Source organism: Pseudomonas sp. B7 (assembly GCF_016735645.1).
Taxonomy (GTDB): domain Bacteria; phylum Pseudomonadota; class Gammaproteobacteria; order Pseudomonadales; family Pseudomonadaceae; genus Aquipseudomonas; species Aquipseudomonas glycinae.
Window position 1 is genome coordinate 751022 of record NZ_JAERRE010000001.1, and the last position, 16514, is coordinate 767535.

Annotated in this window: 11 protein-coding genes; 7 read left to right on the top strand and 4 right to left on the bottom strand. The window is 61.3% G+C overall.

Annotated features, from left to right (window positions below):
• Positions 1 to 47: 47 nt before the first annotated feature.
• From JKA62_RS03590 to JKA62_RS03610, 5 genes are read left to right on the top strand one after another with little or no spacing between them, the layout of a single operon-like run.
• Positions 48 to 2321: an EAL domain-containing protein gene (locus JKA62_RS03590; protein ID WP_201816403.1), complete on the top strand. Its 2274-nt coding sequence runs from the start codon at positions 48 to 50 to the stop codon at positions 2319 to 2321.
• Entirely contained in the window at positions 2318 to 4192 is a 1875-nt protein-coding gene (locus JKA62_RS03595; protein WP_201816406.1) for a putative bifunctional diguanylate cyclase/phosphodiesterase, read from the top strand. The genes JKA62_RS03590 and JKA62_RS03595 overlap by 4 nt, the downstream gene beginning before the upstream one ends.
• Positions 4189 to 5133: a cytochrome-c peroxidase gene (locus tag JKA62_RS03600; RefSeq protein ID WP_011335765.1), complete on the top strand. Its 945-nt coding sequence runs from the start codon at positions 4189 to 4191 to the stop codon at positions 5131 to 5133. The genes JKA62_RS03595 and JKA62_RS03600 overlap by 4 nt, the downstream gene beginning before the upstream one ends.
• Positions 5130 to 6944, top strand: a complete 1815-nt coding sequence (locus tag JKA62_RS03605) for a DAHL domain-containing protein (RefSeq protein WP_409438510.1) — start codon at positions 5130 to 5132, stop codon at positions 6942 to 6944. The genes JKA62_RS03600 and JKA62_RS03605 overlap by 4 nt, the downstream gene beginning before the upstream one ends.
• Positions 6941 to 8344, top strand: coding sequence for an ATP-binding protein (locus JKA62_RS03610; protein ID WP_201816408.1), 1404 nt, complete (start codon positions 6941 to 6943; stop codon positions 8342 to 8344). Before JKA62_RS03605 ends, JKA62_RS03610 begins: the two co-directional genes overlap by 4 nt.
• 7 nt (positions 8345 to 8351) lie before the next feature.
• On the opposite strand, the gene JKA62_RS03615 is transcribed toward JKA62_RS03610, so the two are convergent.
• Both JKA62_RS03615 and JKA62_RS03620 read right to left on the bottom strand, forming a co-directional pair.
• Positions 8352 to 9677 (bottom strand): APC family permease, encoded by a 1326-nt coding sequence (locus JKA62_RS03615; protein ID WP_011335768.1) that lies wholly within the window; start codon positions 9675 to 9677, stop codon positions 8352 to 8354.
• 207 nt (positions 9678 to 9884) lie between these two features.
• Entirely contained in the window at positions 9885 to 10706 is an 822-nt protein-coding gene (locus JKA62_RS03620) for a carbon-nitrogen hydrolase family protein (RefSeq protein WP_011335769.1), read from the bottom strand.
• 125 nt (positions 10707 to 10831) lie between these two features.
• Here JKA62_RS03620 and JKA62_RS03625 point away from each other — a divergent pair, with 125 nt between their 5' ends.
• Both JKA62_RS03625 and JKA62_RS03630 read left to right on the top strand, forming a co-directional pair.
• The gene (locus JKA62_RS03625) at positions 10832 to 11632 is read left to right on the top strand and encodes a helix-turn-helix transcriptional regulator (protein ID WP_011335770.1); all 801 of its coding nucleotides are present in this window, start codon (positions 10832 to 10834) and stop codon (positions 11630 to 11632) included.
• A gap of 36 nt (positions 11633 to 11668) precedes the next feature.
• Complete coding sequence (locus JKA62_RS03630; protein WP_011335771.1) at positions 11669 to 13288, top strand: FMN-binding glutamate synthase family protein; 1620 nt, start codon at positions 11669 to 11671, stop codon at positions 13286 to 13288.
• Positions 13289 to 13320: 32 nt separating this feature from the next.
• Here JKA62_RS03630 and JKA62_RS03635 read toward each other — a convergent pair whose 3' ends face one another.
• The gene (locus JKA62_RS03635; protein ID WP_011335772.1) at positions 13321 to 14826 is read right to left on the bottom strand and encodes a glucosyltransferase domain-containing protein; all 1506 of its coding nucleotides are present in this window, start codon (positions 14824 to 14826) and stop codon (positions 13321 to 13323) included.
• Between the two features lie 169 nt (positions 14827 to 14995).
• On the bottom strand, positions 14996 to 16417 hold the full coding sequence (locus JKA62_RS03640; protein WP_011335773.1) for an amino acid permease: 1422 nt from the start codon (positions 16415 to 16417) through the stop codon (positions 14996 to 14998).
• Between the last annotated feature and the right edge of the window lie 97 nt (positions 16418 to 16514).

Here is a 16514-nt window from a genome sequence, read left to right on the forward strand (position 1 = left end):
GGGATGCTCCCGATGACGAATGTGCGTGTACAGGCGGGTATTGCGTCATGAGTGCGCAACCCAGCCCTATCAACCGTCGTGTGCTGATCGTCGACGATACCGCGTCGATCCATGAGGATTTCGCGAAAATCCTCAAGTCGGCCACAGTTACAGACGACAGTCTGGACGAAACCGAAAACCTGCTGTTCGGCGATCCGACCTCCGCTCCCGCCGCCCCCAGGGATCCTTTCGAGCTGGACTCGGCCTATCAGGGCCGCGAAGCGCTGGACAAGGTCGAAGCCGCACTGGCCGCGGGGCGTCCCTACGCCATGGCCTTCATCGACATGCGCATGCCGCCGGGCTGGGATGGCCTGGAAACCATCGAGCGACTGTGGCAGGTCGACCCCAAGCTGCAAGTGGCCCTGTGTACCGCTTATTCCGATTACTCCTGGGAGGACATTGACCAGCGGCTGGCCCTGACCGATCGCCTGCTGATCCTGAAAAAACCCTTCGATGCGATCGAGATCCGGCAGCTGGCCAGTGCCCTGACGGTCAAGTGGCAGATGACCGAAGACGCCGCCATGAAAATGAACCTGCTGGAGCAGGCTGTTCAGGAACGCACGCGGGAGTTGTCCGACGCCAACATCATCGTGCAGAACAGCCCGACCATCCTGTACCGGCTGCGCGGCGAGCCGTCGTTTCCGTTGATGTACATCTCCCACAACATCACCCGATACGGGCATGTCGCGGCTGATCTGGTGGGTTCGGCCAACTGGGCGCAGACGCTGATTCACCCGGACGATCAGGTCAGTGTCGATACCGCCATGGGCCGGGTGCTCGATCGCCATGCAGAGGGCGCCTCCATCGAGTTTCGCCTGCGCACAGGCGCGGGCGACTGGCGCTGGGTGGAAAACCGCTACATCCCGGTGCGCGATCACGACGGCCGACTGCTGGAAGTCGAGGGGATCATTCTCGATATCACTGAACGCCGTCTGGCCGAAGAAAAGATGAACCTGCTGGCCCGTACCGACGGTCTCACCGGGCTGGCCAATCGCGCCACCCTGATCGAGCGTCTGCATCAGGCCTTCGCCGCCGCGCGTCGGGGCGCGGCACCTTTTGCGGTGTTTTATCTGGATCTGGACCATTTCAAGCGGATCAACGACACCCTCGGCCATCCGGTCGGCGATTTGCTTTTGCAGGAAGTGGCGCAGCGGATCAAATCGAATGTGCGGGAAAACGACGTAGTCGCGCGGCTGGGCGGTGACGAATTCGCGATCCTGCAGTTGGATGTCAGCGACCCGACCCAGTCCGCCACCGTTGCCACCAAGATCCGCGATGCACTGTCGCAGCCTTACCACTTGACGGGCAATGCCTTGCACACCTCCGTCAGTATCGGCATCTGCCTCTACCGGTCCACAAGTCTGGATGCCGACAGCCTGCTGGCCGGCGCCGACATGGCGCTGTACCGCGCCAAGGAAACCGGGCGCAATCAGTACCAGTTCTACTCCGAGCAAATCACCCGGGAAGTGGCCGAGCGCATTACCCTTGCCGAAGAGTTGACGACAGCGCTCATTCAGGGAGGACTGAAGCTCGATTACACGCCGGAAGTGGACATGCACAGCGGCAGGATTCTCGGCATGGCCGCGCAGGTCAAATGGCAACATCCCAGGCTGGGTCTGCTGCCGGCGTCGGCCTTTGTACCGGCAGCGGAAAAGACCGGTGCAATCATCCCGCTCGGTCGCTGGATACTGGATCACGCCTGCTGGCAGATGCGCCAATGGCAAAACGAGGGAGTGGCGCCTCCGGTGATGGCGATCAGGATTTCCCTGGCGCAACTCAAGAGCGGGCCCGAGCTCATCTATGACGTGCTGCGCACCACCGCCCGTTGGGAGCTGGCACCGTGGGATCTGCGTTTCGATGTCACCGAAGCGACCCTGGCCCAGACCAAATGGACTCACAACGATGTGCTGCCGCGCCTGAGTGAGCTAGGGGTGAAGATCGCCATCGACGATTTCGGCACCGAATACTCATCGTTCGATTACCTGAAAACCTACCGGGTCAATCACCTCAAACTCTCCCAATCCCTGATCGACAGTGCGGCCCAGGATGAAGGCAGCGCCAATACCCTGCGCGCGATCGTCAATTTCGCCCGGGATCTGGCGATCGACATCAGCGCCGAAGGCGTCCGGCCCACAGATCGGGATGACGCCCTGGCCTCGTCGGCACCGCTGAAAAACGTGCAAGGCGTTTGCTTCAGGGAAGCGATCAGCCCCGAACAAGCGGCGCGTCTGCTGAAGGGCGGGAACGCGACTGCCCCGCTGCCCAGGGAGGATGAGGGATGAAAACACCTTTTCCCCAGACCAACCGGCGCATTCTGATCGTCGATGACACCCCGGCGATCCATGCCGACTTTCGCAAGATCCTCACCCCGGACACCCACGGTGAAGCGGATCTGAACACGCTTGAGCAAACGCTGTTCGGCACCCGCCAATCGCCGCACCTGACGTTCCAGCTCGACTCCGCCTATCAGGGCCAGGAAGCACTGAAACTGGTGCAAAACGCACTGGACGAAGGCCGGCCCTATGCCCTCGCCTTCACCGACATGCGCATGCCGCCCGGTTGGGACGGCCTGGAAACCATCGAAAAACTCTGGGCAGTCGACCCCAATCTGCAAATTGCGCTGTGCACCGCCTATTCCGACTACAGCTGGGAGGCCATGGCCGAACGCCTGGAGTTCGGCGATCAGTTGCTGATCCTGAAAAAGCCGTTCGACACCCTGGAAATCCGCCAGATGGCCAATGCCCTGACGTGGAAATGGCAGCTCGCCCAGGACGCGGCACTGAAGATGCTCAACCTCGAGCAGACCATCGAGGCCCGCGTGCACGAATTACTCAAGGTCTCGCGCCTGTTGCAGTACGACAGCCTCACGGGTCTGCCCAACAGCACCTTGCTCGGTGACCGTCTGACTCAATCGCTGGCCGCTTGCCGGCGCCATGACAAACAACTGGTGGTGATGTTTCTCGGGCTGGATCGCTTCAAGCGCATCAACAATGCCCTGGGCCATCCGGCGGGCGACGAGATGCTCAAACGGGTCGGCCAGCAATTGCTCGCCTGCGTGCGCGAATCGGATTCGGTCTTTCGTTATGGCTCCGACGAATTCGTGGTGATGCTCAGCGACATCAATCACCCGCAGCAGTCGCGCAGCATCGCCGAGAAACTACTGAGCGCCATCCGCGCTCCACAGACAATCGTCGGGCATGACGTGAGCGTCACGGCCAGTCTGGGCATCAGCCTCTACCCCGATGACGGGCTCGAGGCCATCGAGCTGATCAAGAAAGCTGAAACGGCCATGCGCAGCGCCAAGGAAAACGGACCGAACGAAATCGGCTTCTTCATCGAAGCCATGAACCAGCGCGCCCGGGAACAGCAAAGCATCGAGTCGGGCATTCGCCAGGCCCTGCTACGCCAGGAATTCGTCTTGCACTACCAGCCGAAAATCGATCTGGCCAGCGGCCGGGTAGTCGGTGCCGAGGCACTGGTGCGCTGGCAGAAACCGGGGCATGGCTGGGTCTATCCCTCGGAGTTCATACCGGTGGCCGAAGACAGCGGCCTGATCGTGCCGCTGAGCAAATGGGTGCTGGCCGAGGCCTGTCGTCAGACCCGTGAATGGCAACAGGCGGGCTTGCCGCCGATTCGCATGTCGGTCAACACCTCGGCCATCGACTTTCGTCAGCGTCACTTCGTCGAGGGCATCGAGCAGGTGCTGGCACAGACCGGACTGGATCCCCGTCTGCTGGAACTGGAGATCACCGAAGGCGTGCTGATGCAGAACGTCGACGCGACGATGAGCGCGCTGAACCGGCTGAAGGCGCTGGGCGTCCGACTGGCCATCGACGACTTCGGCACCGGCTATTCCAGCCTCAGCTATCTGCGCCGGTTTCCCATCGATGTGCTGAAGATCGATCAGTCGTTCATTCGCGGTCTGAGTCACGACAGCAGCGATGCGGCGCTGGTCGGCGCGATCATCAGCCTGGGCAAGAGCCTGAACCTGAACGTCATCGCCGAAGGGGTGGAGACCGCGCAAGAATTGGCGTTCCTCAAGGACCACCACTGTGAGGAAGGTCAGGGCTACTACTTCAGCAAAGCCTTGCCGGTGGACGCCTTTGCCCGATTGCTGGCGTCCGCTCAGCCTGGTCCGTGGGGTGTTTCATGAATCGTCCGGCGTTGTTTCTACTGTTCGCGCTATGCGCAAACACCCTCGCCGCGCCACTGGACGAGCCGCTCAAGCCCTTGCCGGCCATCCCGTCACAAGACCCCAAGCGGGTCGAACTGGGACGTCAGCTGTTCCATGACCCACGGCTGTCGATCAACAACACGCTGTCTTGCGCCAGTTGCCATCAACTGGATAAAGGCGGCGCCGACACCCGCGCCTTCTCCAATGGTTTCGGTGGACAACCGGTCGCCGTCAACACACCGACCGTGTTCAACGCCAGCCTCAATTTCCGCCAGTTCTGGGACGGTCGCGTCGAAACCCTGGAAGAACAGAGCAACGTCGTGATCACCAGCCCCCACGAAATGGGCAGCGACTGGAACACGGTCGTGCAACGGATCGCTGACGACGCAGCCTATGGTCAAAGCTTTCGTGCCGCCTACCCCGATGCCGTGAACCGGGCCAATATCCAGAATGCGCTGGCCACCTATGAGCGCACGCTGCTGACCCCCGGCTCCCGTTTCGATCAGTACCTGCTGGGCAATACCGATATCCTGACCCTCGAAGAAAAATACGGCTATCAGCGTTTCAAGGAGTACGGCTGCATTGCCTGCCATCAGGGCGTCAACATTGGCGGCAACATGTTCCAGAAGTTCGGCGTGTTCGGCGACTACATCGCCGATCGCGGCAACCCGACAGTAGCCGACCAGGGCCGCTTCAACGTGACCGGTGACGAAGCCGATCGCGCCGTGTTCAAGGTGCCGAGTCTGCGCAATGTCGCCCTGACCGCACCGTACTTCCATGACGGTTCGGCGCCCACCCTCGAACGGGCGGTTGACGTGATGTTCCAGTATCAGTTGGGGCGCATGCCCAGCGAAGAAGACAAGACCCTGATCATCCTGTTTCTCAAGACCCTGACCGGCCAGTGGGAGGGCAAGCCATGATGAAGGTTTCACGCCGTGTCAGCCTGCTGTTGCTCGGTCTCGTCACCGTGTTGCTGGCCTCGATTCTGGTGTTTCTGTACCTGAAATCGAGTTCCGAGCAGACGACGGCCTATACCGAATCCCGGGATCTGATCCGCCAGATCAAGCAACAGGATTCGTTGTGGGAAAACGAAATCCTCAAGGCCCGGGTGGCGCTTTCGCACAATTACGATCCGTTGATTTCACCCATGAACGAAATGAACCGTTTGTGGGAACGCTTTGACACCATGGAGTCCGGCCACGGGCGCAGCGACTCGCAACAATGGAACGAGGCTCACGACAGTTTTCTCACGGCCATGCAGGAAAAGACCCGGCTGGTGGAACAGTTCAAGTCGCACAACGCCCTGTTGCGCAATTCCCTGGCGTTTCTGCCCACAGCCGAAGATGACATTCAGGCGCAACTGGCTGACCTGTCCGACCTCGACAAGATCCAGGTGCATAACATCGCCACCGACACCTATGACCTGCTGCTCAGCGCCTTGGAGTTTTCCCAGGTCACCTCCGACGACAAGGCCGCCGACATCGTACTGGGCTTGAACAAACTGGCGGTGAATGCGCAACGCCTGCCCCAGGACTTCCAGGCCCCGATCCGGATCCTGAGCAATCACATCAGCCTGATTCTGCGCGAGCAGCCGATCGTCAACCGCTTGCTCGAGGAGATAGAGGCGATCCCCGTGGCCGAGCGTCTGGACAACATCACCACCATGCTCAACCAGGATCAGCAACAGGCCGAAAAAATCGACCGCAAATACCACTTCTATCTGCTGCTGTTCTCGGTCCTGCTGATGTTGTCGCTGTTGTGGCTGGCCATCCGCCTGATCCGCAGCTTTGCCGAGATCAACCGGGTCAACGCGGCCCTGCAAACCGCCAACGATGTGCTGGAGCAACGGGTCGACGAGCGCACCCGGGAGCTCAAGAACGCCCAGAGCGAACTGCTCGACGCCGCACGCCAGGCCGGCATGGCCGAGATCGCGACCAACGTGCTGCACAACGTCGGCAACGTGCTCAACAGCGTGAACATCTCCTCCGACCTGATCTCGCGCAAACTGCGCAGCAGCAAGGCGCAGGGGCTGGGCAAGGCCATGCAACTGATCAACGAACACCCGGACGATCTCGGCCATTTCCTCAGCGAAGACCCCAAGGGCAAGCTGCTGCCCGGCTACCTCAATCAACTGGTTGGCGCCATCGCCCAGGAACAGCAGGAGATGGTCGACGAACTGAACCAGATGAACAAAAGCGTCGATCACATCAAGGACATCGTCGCCACCCAGCAATCCTACGCCGGGGCCAACAGCATGACCGAGCCGCTGTACATCAACGAGCTGCTCGAAGACGCGCTGCGCATGAACGCCGGCGCCCTCACCCGGCACCACGTCACGGTGGTCAAGGAATACGCCGAAGTCCCCCAGGTGATGGGCGACAAACACCGTTTGCTGCTGATCCTGATCAACCTGATCAGCAACGCCAAGTACGCGATGTCCGACCTCAGCAACCGCCCGCGCACCATGACCCTGGGGGTAAAGATCGTCGACGACAGTTTTCTGGAAATCAGCGTCAGGGACGACGGCGAAGGCATCGCACCGGAAAACATGACGCGGATCTTTGCCCACGGTTTCACCACCCGCAAGGAAGGCCACGGCTTCGGCCTGCACAGCTGCGCGCTGGCGGCCATCGAGATGAACGGCCACCTCACCGCCCACAGCGACGGACCGGGGCTGGGCGCCTTGTTCACCCTGCAGATTCCGCTGATCACCGTTACGGAGAACGCATGAGCGAGCTGTCTAACCGCCGCATCCTGCTGATCGATGACATGCCGTCGATTCACGAGGACTTTCGCAAGATCCTCGCCCCGGCGCCGGCGCACTCGGCAAAACTGGACGAGATGGAAGCCGCCCTGTTCGGCGTGCCCGCCAAACCCCGGCAAGCACCTTTCGAGCTGGATTCGGCCTACGGTGGAGAGGAAGGCCTGGCCAAACTCAACCTGGCCCTGCAGGAGCAATGCCCGTATGCCCTGGCCTTCGTCGACATGCGCATGCCGGACGGTTGGGACGGAGCGCGCACCATCGAAGAACTCTGGAAGCAGGATCCGCAGTTGCAGGTGGTGGTCTGCACCGCCTATTCCGATTACTCCTGGGACGAATTGCTGGATCGTCTGCACGCCCATGACCGACTGCTGATCCTGAAAAAACCCTTCGACAACATCGAAGTCCAGCAGATGGCCAACACCCTGCTGACCAAATGGCAGATGACCGAACGCGCGTCCCTGCAGATGCATCACCTGGAACATCTGGTGGATCAGCGCACCGCCCAGTTCCGGCAGGCCAGTGAAGCCTTGCAGCGGGAAATCGATGAGCGCAAACAGCTGGAAGGCCAACTGGTGCAATCGGAAAAACTCGCCTCGCTGGGTCAACTGGCCGCCGGGGTCGCCCATGAAATCAACAACCCGATCGGCTTCATCTCCTCCAACCTCGGTACGCTCGACGGCTACTTCCAGCAACTGCTGGCGATGCTCGGCGCCTATCACACCGCCGGGCAGAACTTGCCCGCCGAAGCCGCCGCGCAGTTGCAGCAATTGCGCGAGCGTCTTGAACTGGACTATCTGCTGGAAGAGATCCCGACGCTGATTCGCGAATCCAAGGAGGGCATTGGTCGGGTCGGACAGATCGTCCGGGATCTCAAGGATTTCTCCCGAGTCGACAGCCATCAGGAATGGCAGTGGGCCAATCTGCAACAAGGCATCGAATCGACCCTGAATATCGTCGCCGGCGAGCTCAAGTACAAGGCCGATGTGGTCAAGGAATATCAGGATCTGCCGGACATCGAATGCCTGCCCTCGCAAATCAATCAGGTCATCATGAACCTGGTGGTCAACGCGGCGCAGGCCATGGGCCCGGAGCGCGGCACCATCACCCTGCGCACCGGCGTGCAGGGCGAAACGGCAATCATCGAAGTGGCCGACACCGGTTCTGGCATCGCCCCCGAGACCTTGCAGAAAATCTTCGACCCGTTCTTCACCACCAAACCGGTGGGCCAGGGGACAGGCCTGGGCCTGTCCCTGTCGTATGGCATCGTGAAGAAACACGGCGGCGATATTTCCGTGCGCAGCACGTTGGGCGCCGGCACGACGTTCCGCGTGCAGTTGCCGTTGCGCCAGACCCGCCCGGCGGCCTGATGCCGGGTCAGGCGGCTTCCTGGAAATCCATCTCCGGCGGCTGCCGGCGGAAGCCACCCGTAAGCACCGCCAGGTACACCACGCCAATCGCCAGCCAGCTCAGGCCCAGATACACCGCCAGGTGATCGAGGCTGACCATCAGCCACAAGTCCGCCGCCAGGCCGATGAACGGGAAGATCAGGAACAGGATCAACTCGCGCAGGCCTTTTTTCTCGCCGCCGATCCAGTAGTGAAAAATCACCGACAGGTTGACCAGACTGAACGCCAGAAACGCGCCGAAGTTGATGAACGAGGTCGAGGTGGTCACGTCTAGTTTCAGCGCCAGCAAGGCCACCACCGCACACAGCAGGATGCTGTTGACCGGCGTGCCGAAGCGCTCGTGCAAGGTGCCGAAGAATGACTTGGGCAGCACACCGTCACGGCCCATCGCGAACAACAAACGCGAACCGCTGGCCTGCGCCGACAGACCCGAGGCGAACTGACCGACGATCAGGCCGATCAGGAAGATCGACACGAACAGATCACCGCCAATGTTGCGCGCAATCTCGTAGGCCGCCGAGTCGACGCTGTCGAACTGGAACGAAGGATGGGCGATCTGCACGAAGTACGAGACGCCGACGAAAATCAGCCCGCCGATCAGGGTGATCAACATGATTGCCCGAGGGATGGTGCGACGTGGATCGCGGGTTTCTTCGGTGAGGGTGCTGACCGCATCAAAACCGAGGAACGAATAGCAAGCGATGGCCGCGCCGCTCATGATCAGCGGCATTTGCATGTCGCCATTGAAGAACGGTTTGATCGACCACAGCGGCTGGCTGGCATCGCCGCCGACGTAATGCACGCACAGCCCGACGAAGGCGATCAGCACCAGGAACTGCACCAGCATCAGCAAGGCGTTGATGCCGTTGGCCAGCTTCAGGCCGATGATGTTGATCGCGCTGGTGATGCCGATGAACGCCAGCACCCAGATCCACTGCGGGATCGACGGGAAGGCCGACGCGAGGTACGCGGCGCCGATCAGCCAGATCGCCATCGGCAGAAACAGATAATCGAGCAGCACCGCCCAACCGGCGATGAAGCCGAGTTTCGGGCTGATGGCCTTGCGCACGTAGCTGTAGGCCGAGCCGGCCACCGGAAACGCAGCGGCCATGCGACCGTAGCTCATGGCGGTGAAAAACATCGCCACCAGCGCCGCCAGATACGCGGCGGGCACCATGCCGGCGGTGGACTGGGCGAGGATGCCGAACGTGCCGAGGACAATGATCGGCGTCATGTAGGCGATGCCGAACAGCACCACCGACCCTAGTGAAAGGGTGCGTTGCAAACGAGCCATGGGCGACTTACTCCGGATTTTATTGGATTTATGGCAGAGGCCGAGTTCGGCGAATGTTTCGGGTGTTGCGTTGTTGTTCTTGGGTCAAACAGATGTGTTGTCTGGACGGGCCCCATCGCGAGCAAGCTCGCTCCAACAGTGACCGCGTTCCCCTGTGGGAGCGAGCTTGCTCGCGATGGCGCCAGCCGTGGCGCCACAGGATCAGGATCAGCGCGAGGGGATCAGCAGCTCACGTACTCCGCAGGCGTGTTCAACCACCTCCCCCGGCAACCTCAACCGCTGATCATCCAGATACCGATAATCCTTGCGTGCCAGCTCCAGCTGGCCGAAATCCAGCTCGACACTGAACCGCCCTTCCTCACGCCCGGCTTCGAACAGCAGCGTGCCCAGCGGATCCACCAGCGCACTGCCGCCGGCAAACATCAACCCGTCATCCCCGGCTTCCACCCGGTTGACCATCAGCGCAAACGCCTGGTTTTCCTGGGCCCGGGCCATGATCGCGGTGCGGTGGGTCGGGCCGTAGGGGTCCATGTTGCCGTTGGTCACGATCAGCAATTCGGCGCCCAGTTGCGCCAGGGCGCGGGCCGACTCGGGGAACTCAATGTCGTAGCAGATCAGCAGACCGACGCGCACGCCGTTCCACAGGCAGGTGGCGTAACGGTCGCCTGCCTCGAACACACCGCGATCAGAGGCCCAGAGGTGGGTCTTGCGGTATTTCAGGGCAATGCCTTCGGGAGTAATCAGCAGCGTGGTGTTGTAGTAGCGGCCGTTGTCGTTTTCGGCCATGCCGATCACCACGGCAATGTTGCGCTCACGGGCGGCAGCCTGCACGGTGCTGACGGTCGGGCCGTCCAGCGGTTCGGCGATCTGCGCCACGGTGTCGGCGGTCGGAAAGCCCATCAGGTGGGTCTCGGGGAACACGATCAATTGCGTGTCGGCGGCGCAGGCCGCCATCGCCGCGAGGGCGCGTTCGAGGTTGTACGCCGTGTCTTTGTCACGGCCCGCCAACTGGGCGAGTTCGACTTTCATGGGTAGTCCTTGTTATGAGCGCCGGGCGCCGAAAGATTGCCCGGCGGCTGTCTGTGGGCCAGTATGCTTCGCATTCGACCGGCCCGGGAATTACGCGGCCGGGGTAACCCGATAGGGGTAGAGGCATGACTCTTTCGTTTGACGACATCACCTGGCACCGCGCCGTGGGGCAGTTGATCGACGCCCTCGACAAGCCGAATTTCTGGGCGCAACTGGTGCGCCTGCTCGACCAGTACGTGCCGTTCGATAGCTGGGTGGCGCTGCTGTTCAGCGCCGACCGCCACCCGCAGGTGTTCGCCGAATGCCCCGGTGCCGACGGCAGTCCCGACCAATTGTTTCAGGACTACCTGCGCGGTCTGTACCTGCTCGACCCGTTCTACATCGCCTGCCGCGAGCAATCGCGCACCGGGTTGTATCGCCTGTCGGAGGTCGCACCGGAGCACTTCGAACTGACCGAGTATTACCAGCGATACTTTCGTCTGAATGTGGTGGCCGACGAAATCCAGTTCAATTGCCAGCTCGAGGGCGACCGCACGCTGTGTCTGTCACTGGGCAGCCAGCAACGCTTCACCGGCGAGCAGATTGCCCTGTTGTCGCTGATCCAGCCGTGGGTGCTCGGCCTGTTGCGCCAGCGCCTGCCCTATGAAATCAACGAAACCGTGGCCTTGGCCCCGGCGCCTGCGCAACCGGACTGGCGGGTACAGCTCGAAGCGTCGGTGCAGCAGCTCAAGGGCGCGCAACTGACCGCCCGGGAACTGGACGTCGGGCGCCTGATGCTCAGCGGTTGCTCCAGTAAAGAAATCGCCCGTAAGCTGGAAATCTCTGTTGAAACCGTGAAAGTCCATAAGAAACACATGTACAGCAAGCTGGGGATCAAATCCCAGTCGGAGCTGTTTTCGATCTTTCTGCAGGCGCAGAACGCCTGACTGCCGCAAAAAAACCGTCCGAACCAAGGAAACCGTATGAGCCTGTCACTCCTGAGCCGCTACGCCTTCTTTGCCGTCTGCGTGATGTTCACCCTCGCCAGCCTGCCCTTTCTCGAACACGACTGGCTGTGGCCGATCACCGCGGTCACCGGCGTATTGAGCCTGATCGGTCTGTTCGACCTGATGCAGAGCCCGCACGCGGTGCGCCGCAACTATCCGATCCTGGGCAACATCCGTTATCTGGTCGAGGGCATCCGCCCGGAAATCCGCCAGTACCTGCTGGAATCCGACAGCGACGCCCTGCCCTTCTCCCGCGCCCAGCGTTCGCTGGTGTACTCGCGGGCCAAGAATGAAACCGCCGACAAACCGTTCGGCACCCTGATCGACGTCTATCAATCCGGTTTCGAATTCATCGGCCACTCGATGCGCCCGGCGCCGTTGAGCGACCCGAGCAGTTTCCGCGTCACCGTCGGCGGCCCGCAGTGCACCCAGCCGTACTCGGCGTCAGTGTTCAACATCTCGGCCATGAGTTTTGGCTCGCTCAGCGCCAACGCGATCCGCGCGCTGAACCAGGGCGCCAAACTCGGCAACTTCGCCCACGACACCGGCGAAGGCAGCATCAGCCCCTATCACCGCGAACACGGTGGCGACCTGACCTGGGAACTGGGCAGCGGCTATTTCGGCTGCCGTACCAGCGACGGCCGCTTCGACCCGGAACGCTTCGCCGCCCAGGCGCAGACCCCGCAAGTGCGGATGATCGAAATCAAAATGAGCCAGGGCGCCAAACCCGGCCACGGCGGGATCCTGCCCAAGCACAAGGTCACCCAGGAAATCGCCGACACCCGCGGCATCCTGATGGGCGAAGACTGCATTTCACCGTCGCGACACAGCGCGTTCTCCACACCGATCGAGATGATGCATTTCATCCAGCAGCTGCGTGAACTGTCCGGTGGCAAACCGGTGGGCTTCAAGTTCTGCCTCGGCCATCCATGGGAGTTCATGGGCATCGCCAAGGCCATGCTGGAAACCGGCATCCTGCCGGACTTCATCGTGGTCGACGGCAAGGAAGGCGGCACCGGCGCCGCGCCGGTGGAGTTCACCGACCACATCGGCGTGCCGATGCGCGAGGGCCTGTTGTTCGTGCACAACACCCTGGTCGGTCTGAATCTGCGCGACAAGATCAAACTCGGCGCCAGCGGCAAGATCGTCAGCGCCTTCGACATCGCCAGCGTGCTGGCCATCGGCGCCGACTGGGCCAACTCGGCGCGCGGCTTCATGTTCGCCATCGGCTGCATCCAGTCGCAAAGCTGCCACACCAACAAATGCCCGACCGGCGTCGCCACTCAGGACACCCTGCGCCAGCGTGCGCTGGTGGTGCCGGACAAGGCCCAGCGGGTCTACAACTTCCACCGCAATACGCTCAAGGCCCTGGCGGAAATGCTCGCCGCCGCCGGCCTCGATCACCCGTCGCAACTGTCGGCCAAGCATCTGGTGCGGCGCATGTCGGCCACCGAAATCAAACTGTTCTCGCAGCTGCATGTGTTCCTGAAACCGGGTGAGTTGCTCACCGGGGAAGTGAACGGCGAGTTCTATTCGCGGATGTGGCAGATGGCTAGGGCGGACAGTTTTGAGCCGCAGGAGATCGCGGCCGCCTAGCAGTAACGCTCAGGGCATAGCACCTCGGATACTCACCAACTCAAGAGCCGACCATGGGGCGGCTCTTTCATGACGATGAAACCGTAATCGCCGGTCAGATAGATGCGGTAATAGAGGCGATCCACCAAGGCTGGAAACCCCTGATAGCCGACGCGGGTGGCATTGCGCCGTTCGCGCTCTGCAACCACGTTGGTGATGCCGGCCGACGGCAGGTTTTCGGCGAGCATGAAGTAGTCGATGTTCAACAGATAGCGCAGCACCGGTAGCTGTTTGAAGGTGCCCTCCGCACCCGCCAGCCAACGGTCGGAGTAAGTGACCGACAGGTAAATACGTTTGGCTTCGCGCAGTTCGCGATGAGAGGAAATGTCCTGACTGAGGCTGAACAGGGCGCTATTGGCAAAGGTTTTTTCCATCATCAGCACCCGCCCGTAAGCGAAGGACAGCGACAAGGTTGCCAGAAGCGGAATTGCCAACAACAGGGGCAATCGCGAGTGCAGCGACGTCAATCCGACATAGGCCAGATAGAACAGCAACATCAGCAGCACGCCGAACCCCATCAGGGTGCGCGCGCCTTCATTGAAGTCGCGAAACAGCAGCGTCATGCCCGGCACCAGCAGCACAATCAGCGGCATTGCCAGCAGGCAGCTGAAGCTCAGCAGCAAGCCCTTGGCGCGCGACAGGTGGCGCTCGCGAATCTGCCGCCCCAACTGCACGGCGCCGATCACAGCACACAGCACCAGCGCAATAAAAACCGCCGTGTAACCGCCGTGAAACAGCAGCGCTACCTTCTCCATCACCCGAGCGATATTGATGCCGATCTGCAGCAACGGATCAGCGCTTGCCTTCAGCAATTGCGTGCGTCCGTGGTCAGTGAACGGATAGGCCGTGACGCTGTAAATCAACACTGCCAGCAGCAGTTGCGCCAGCCGCCAGCCTGACTGGTGCCAGAGCTCCGACCACGGTACTCGCCGATGGACATTGCGCAGCAATTCCAGGCAGCACAGACCGAGAAACACATTGAGACTGATCTGATACAGCCCGATCGCCAGCGCCAGCAACGCCGACGGCACCAGCCATCGCTGAATGCGTGAAGCGCCGCAAAAAGTGATCGCGTAAATCACCGCGACCAGACTCAGTGCCATGCCGGCCCCGTCGTATTGATAGGACAGGTTCTGCAACAGGAACGGGTTGTACCAGAGCGGCAAGGGCACCAGGCAACAGGCCACCGTCGGTTCGGGAAAATAGTGGAAGGTCAGCCGGGTCAGAGCGAACGACATCGCTACGGTGGCGAGCAACAGCGGTAATGGAAAAATGTTCGGTGCAGCGCCGGTAAAGGTCAGCGCCTGATACAGCCAGTCCATGAACAACCGCCCCTGCCCGGCCCAGGCGTTGCCGGCTGCCAGCGTGCGCCAGTTGTCATCGATGTAGGGGAAGTCAGCGAGGATCAGCGGCAGGATGTACAGCATTGTGGCAAGCAGGAAGAACAGCACGACCTGACGGCGGCCGAGTTCTCGTACGAGAAAATCGCTGATCCTCATACTGCGCCTCTGTTCACGGCTGCGCTGGAAACGAAGTAGATAAACCTTCGAACATGACTCTGAATCAGAAGTCGTTTTTTGCGCTGATTTCAGACCAGCGGCATCAACTCACACCCATGAAAAAGCCCCGGACTTTCGACCGGGGCTTTCAGGTTTCAGCGACAACGAATTACGAAGCCGAACGCATCGCGCCCTGTACCGAATCCTTCGGTTGCAGCTTGAACACGTAGAACAACACGGTCAGCAGCACCAGGAACGCCGGGCCGACATACAGCGCCACGCGAGTGTCCGGGAAGTACGCCATCAGGCCGACCACCAGCACCAGGAACGCCAGCGCCAGATAGGAGCTGACCGGGAACAGCCACATCTTGTACTTCAGGCCCGCCCGTTCGCTGGCGCTCAGGCCTTTGCGGAATTTCAGCTGGGCCAGCAGGATCATCACCCAGGTCCAGATCGCGCCGAAGGTGGCGATGGACGTCACCCAGACGAAGACTTTTTCCGGTACCAGATAGTTGAGCAGCACGCCCAGCAGCAGCGCGAAGATCGACAGGAGCAGTGCCCGACGCGGTACGCCGTTGCTCGAGGTGCGAGCGAAACCGGCCGGCGCCTGGCCGTTTTGCGCCAGGCTGTAGAGCATGCGACCGGTGCTGAAGATGCCGCCGTTGCACGACGACAGCGCTGCAGTGATCACCACGAAGTTGATGATGCCGGCGGCGGTCTTGATGCCCAGACGCTCAAAGGTCATCACGAACGGACTGCCCTGGGTGCCGATTTCGTTCCACGGGTAGATCGACAGGATCACGAACAGCGCGCCGACGTAGAACAGCAGGATCCGCCAGAACACCGAGCCGATCGCATTCGGGATGGTCTTCTGCGGGTTCTTCGCTTCACCGGCGGTCAGGCCGATCATCTCCACGCCCAGATAGGCGAACATCACCATTTGCAGGGACATCAGCACGCCCGTCACACCGTTGGGCATGAAGCCGCCGTGGGCCCACAGGTTGGAAATCCCCAGTGCCACACCGTCGTTGCCGAAACCGAAGGCGATGATGCCAATGCCGCCGAGCACCATGGCGATGATGGTGACGATCTTGATCAGGGCGAACCAGAACTCGAACTCACCGAAGGCTTTCACCGCGATCAGGTTGATCGAGCCCATGCTGACCAGCGCCGCCAGCGCCCAGATCCAGCGCGGGACATCGGGGAACCAGATGCCCATGTACACCGCCACCGCCGTGATTTCGGCGACGCAGGTCACCAGCCACAGGAACCAGTAGTTCCAGCCGGTGAGAAAGCCCGCCAGCGGGCCGAGATAATCCTGTGCGTAACGGCTGAAGGAGCCGGCGACCGGGTTGTGTACGGCCATTTCGCCGAGGGCGCGCATGATCACCAGGATCGCCAGACCGCCGATGATGTAAGACAGCATGATCGCCGGGCCGGCCATTTCGATGGCCTTGGCCGAACCGAGAAACAGACCGACACCGATGCAGGCGCCGAGCGCCATCAGGCGAATATGCCGTTCACCGAGTTCGCGTTTGAGCGGACCGCCTTGAGCGGTTTCGCCATGGGGCGGGTGATTGCCGACTGGCATGGGGGACTTCCTCGTCTTGTTATTGGATGTGACCACCGAGTGTTCAAGCGTCGGCCGATAAGCCTGCGCCTGGGTAAATACCGGCCCTGCTTCGTGG

Excerpts from the sequence above, each read along its gene's own strand:
- JKA62_RS03610 (WP_201816408.1), top strand. The coding sequence starts at position 6,941 with ATGAGCGAGCTGTCTAACCGCCGCATCCTGCTGATCGATGACATGCCG.
- JKA62_RS03605 (WP_409438510.1), top strand. The coding sequence starts at position 5,130 with ATGATGAAGGTTTCACGCCGTGTCAGCCTGCTGTTGCTCGGTCTCGTC.
- JKA62_RS03595 (WP_201816406.1), top strand. The coding sequence starts at position 2,318 with ATGAAAACACCTTTTCCCCAGACCAACCGGCGCATTCTGATCGTCGAT.
- JKA62_RS03600 (WP_011335765.1), top strand. The coding sequence starts at position 4,189 with ATGAATCGTCCGGCGTTGTTTCTACTGTTCGCGCTATGCGCAAACACC.
- JKA62_RS03620 (WP_011335769.1), bottom strand. The coding sequence starts at position 10,706 with ATGAAAGTCGAACTCGCCCAGTTGGCGGGCCGTGACAAAGACACGGCG.
- JKA62_RS03635 (WP_011335772.1), bottom strand. The coding sequence starts at position 14,826 with ATGAGGATCAGCGATTTTCTCGTACGAGAACTCGGCCGCCGTCAGGTC.
- JKA62_RS03640 (WP_011335773.1), bottom strand. The coding sequence starts at position 16,417 with ATGCCAGTCGGCAATCACCCGCCCCATGGCGAAACCGCTCAAGGCGGT.
- JKA62_RS03615 (WP_011335768.1), bottom strand. The coding sequence starts at position 9,677 with ATGGCTCGTTTGCAACGCACCCTTTCACTAGGGTCGGTGGTGCTGTTC.
- JKA62_RS03590 (WP_201816403.1), top strand. The coding sequence starts at position 48 with ATGAGTGCGCAACCCAGCCCTATCAACCGTCGTGTGCTGATCGTCGAC.
- JKA62_RS03630 (WP_011335771.1), top strand. The coding sequence starts at position 11,669 with ATGAGCCTGTCACTCCTGAGCCGCTACGCCTTCTTTGCCGTCTGCGTG.
- JKA62_RS03625 (WP_011335770.1), top strand. The coding sequence starts at position 10,832 with ATGACTCTTTCGTTTGACGACATCACCTGGCACCGCGCCGTGGGGCAG.